This is a genomic window from Micromonospora yasonensis, assembly GCF_026013475.1.
In the GTDB taxonomy this organism is placed as follows: domain Bacteria; phylum Actinomycetota; class Actinomycetes; order Mycobacteriales; family Micromonosporaceae; genus Micromonospora; species Micromonospora yasonensis.
The window spans coordinates 1-3,356 of sequence record NZ_JAPDPH010000388.1; the positions used below are offsets into that span (position 1 = coordinate 1).

General features: G+C 67.1%; 2 pseudogenes. Both read right to left on the reverse strand.

Annotated features, from left to right (window positions below):
• Positions 1-2,775 (reverse strand): annotated as a pseudogene (locus ONA70_RS35450) (hypothetical protein); the annotation flags it as partial.
• 236 nt (positions 2,776-3,011) lie between these two features.
• Positions 3,012-3,356 (reverse strand): annotated as a pseudogene (locus ONA70_RS35455) (N-acetylmuramoyl-L-alanine amidase); the annotation flags it as partial.

The following is a 3,356-nucleotide window of genomic DNA, read 5'->3' on the forward strand; positions in this document are numbered from 1 at the left end:
CCGCCGCCCCTCGAACGGCTCCAGTGAGTAGCTCAGGCCGACCACGCCCTGGTCGTCCGGGCTGGAGGGGAACTTGGGGGGGTAGATCGGCACGCCGTCCGGCGTGACGAATTGGTCGTCGTTGGGGTCGTTAGGGTCTGCTGGTTTGAACATCGGTACGTGGTCCTCGACGAACACCGAGAAGTTTCGGTAGTCCCGGTCGTCGATCGCCCTGCCGTGGTAGTCGGTGCCCGGCTGGCATTTAATGTCCACCATCGTCCCGACCCGGACGGGTGTTCCCGTGATCGAGTCGGTGTACGTGCAGCCGGCCGGATGCACACTCGCCCCGCCCAAGAGCCCGTTGTCCTGGTGCACATTCGCGAAGAAGTGGTCGTGGAAGCTGCTGGTGGCGAGGTCCTCGTGGACGAACGACCGGTAGGTGATGGTCTTTCCGTAATCGGCGCCCTGGTCGTAGTTCCAGCCGTTGGCGGCGCCGTCAGAGGTCAGCACGTCGAACTGGACGAGGTGCTGGTGGATGCCGGCCTCGTTGGTGATCTGGGCCCGGTCGAAGACGTTGCCGCCGAAGTTCTCCGGTAACTCGTTGGTGAAGTTGTAGATCACGCAGTCACCGACGTTGAACAGCGGCGCGAACGGCTTCGGTTTTCGCCCGTCGATGACCGCCTGTTTCTGTTCTTGTAGGACGTACACCCGGGACTGCGGGTTCTTCCATTGCAACTCTTCGTTGTAGAACTGCGCGACCTGGATGGCCGCGACGTCGAAGATCTTCACCGGGGTCGGCTGGCCGTCGGACCGGGTGGCCGGGCAGGGGTTCTGGAAGAAGCCGCCAGGGACCTGCGCGCCCGGATCCGCCGCGTCCTTTTCCTTTTGAGTTGGCGGGAAAAGCCCCCCGGCCTGCCGGCTCGCCACCCCGAGCGGCGGTTTCGGCGCCTTGAAACCGAACTTGCCGGGCACGAAGTGCGGGTAGCCCGGCTTGGCCTCCGTCGGCGGGGGCGGTGGGTTCACCCCGTCGACCCCCGGCTGGTAGTCGAAGTCCTCGAGTGGCAGCAGGGCTGGCACGGTGGTGCCGTCCGGGAGCGTGCGGTTGCCGTCCTCCAGCTTGTCGTGGGTGCGGTTCAACGCCCACATGCCGTTGGCGAAGTGCGGGTAAAGGTGGCAGTGGAAGATCACGTCACCGAAGGTCGCCGGCTTGTTGTCGTGCGACGAGCCGGCGCCACCCTCGGGGATGAGTGCGTAGTGCGCGCCCGGGGAGACGGCCTGCACGTCGAGGATGTTGGTGACATTGATGTGGTGCGTCGGCTTGCTCACCTCGGCCAGCCCGCCCTCGTCCTTCGGGTCGAACGGCCACCGGTTGACGTGCCAGTGGAACGTGTGGGTCTCGCGCTCGGCCGCGTGCAGCAGCCGGATCTGCATCGGCTCGCCGCGGTAGTTCGCGAAGACGAGATCGCCACCGCCCGGGTCGCCGTACGCCCAGGAGGACAGGACCGTCTCCTCGCCGTGGCACTCGTTCGCGTCGAAACCCTGAACGCCCTGTGTCGCCGCCGGGCAGCCGATCTCTTCCCGGTTGAACCCTGGCTCCGCCCGGTAGTTGAAGGCGAACCACTCCAGCTTGACCGGCACCGCGCCCTGGACGAGGGCGTCCGCGTCCCCGCCGGACAGCCCGGGCAGGGTGCCCTTCTTCAGCTTGGCCAGCTCGTCGGCCGTCGGGTCGACGCACTCCCCGTTGGCCCGGGCCTCGGCCACCCCGTCCTGCCCGTTCCGGCAGAACCGGGTGAGGATGCCGGAGGCTGCCTCCACCTCGTCGTGCATGAAGATGACGTGCTCCCGATGGTCGGGAGCGCCGGGCGCCGGGTCCTTGATGACCGCGCGTGTCCCGGACGGGAGCGGCTCGCCGGTACGGGCGTCTACCCAGCTGGTGCCGGGCTTTTCCACCACGATCGCGCCGAAGGCCCCAAACGAGTGCGAGCCGATGGCGTTGCCGGCGCCGGTCTCCACCGAGGTGAGGTCGGCGCCGTCGTTGAAGTGGAACTCGCCCTCGACCGCCGCTGAGTATCGGTAGGTGCCGGTGGCGCCGGGGAGCACGGTTGAGTCGGGATTCTTACCCGCCGCCGTACCGTCGGAACCCTTCGGGTCGAAGGCCAGACCCTCCATGTGGATCGACGCCGGAGGCGCCGCATTGGGGTCGAAATCGTTGTGCGGGGTGGTCCGGGCCGGCGCGAAATGGCGCGGCTCCGGCGTCACGGTCCCGGGAGCGGACAACTGCTCGCCGGGCAGCAGGAAGATCGAGTCGTTTCGGACGAACGGCGGCGCTTCTTGATGTAGGCGGTTGGTGAACTTGATCGTCACGCAGTCGCCCCGGTGTGCCCGCAGCACCAGCGGCTCGATCAGGTCCGCCTGGTCATTGGGGTCGGCGGCCTTGGCGAAGTTGGCTCGGACGGTGGAGATGTTCTCGTCGAGGACGTACATCCGGCCCTCGGGAACCACGTCGCCGAAGCGGTTGAGGAAGATCGGGATGTTGATCAGTGAGACATCGAAGCTGCGTGCTGGTGCCCCGGACACACACGGATTGCCCGGGTCGGTTGCCTTCGGCGGCAGGTCGGCAGCCATGGAACTGGACATCGCCCACACCGCCCCGCCGGTCACCGCCAGCCACGCCCCGGCCAGCAGTCCCCCGGCCAGGTAGGTCCAGCGCCGTCTGCTCCTCGCCCGGATGAACACGGTCATCGCCACCACGCCCAGCAGGGCGAGTGGGACGACCTCCACCATTCCTGTACGCACCGCGTCTCCCTTCGTCGACGGTGCTGTGCACGTCGGATCGCGGGAGAGCAGGTCTCGCTAGGTGTCGAAGATGTACGCCCCCGTGATCTATCGACACATGGGAATCTAGCGAACCCGAAGCTTTTTGTAAACGAACTACTACTTTTGGTTATCGGTTGAAAACTCTGCCTCGAAACGGCGGAAGGGTTCCCGGTCCGACCGGGAACCCTTCCTGCACTAGTCGCGCTGGTTGCTGCTCAGGAGGTCCCGGCAGCGGCCGGCACGATGTCCACGTCGTCGAGGTTGACGAACATCACCCGGTGGCCGAACTGGATCTGCACGTACTGCATCTCGCCCCGGACCACGGTCCGGTCATCCGGCGCCGAGCCGTCGAACGAGACCGCCCGGTAGTACTCGCCCGGCACGACACCGCCGACCGCGTACCGCTGGCCGGCGGGGAAGGTGTACTGCAGCGGCGAGATGGTCTGGTACGGGATGGTGGACGGGTACGCCGCCCGCTCCGGGTAGGCCCGCCCGTACACCCGGATGGTGGCCCTGCCCGGCTTGGGGGCCGCCACGAAGCCCTCCGCCCACTTGGCGGT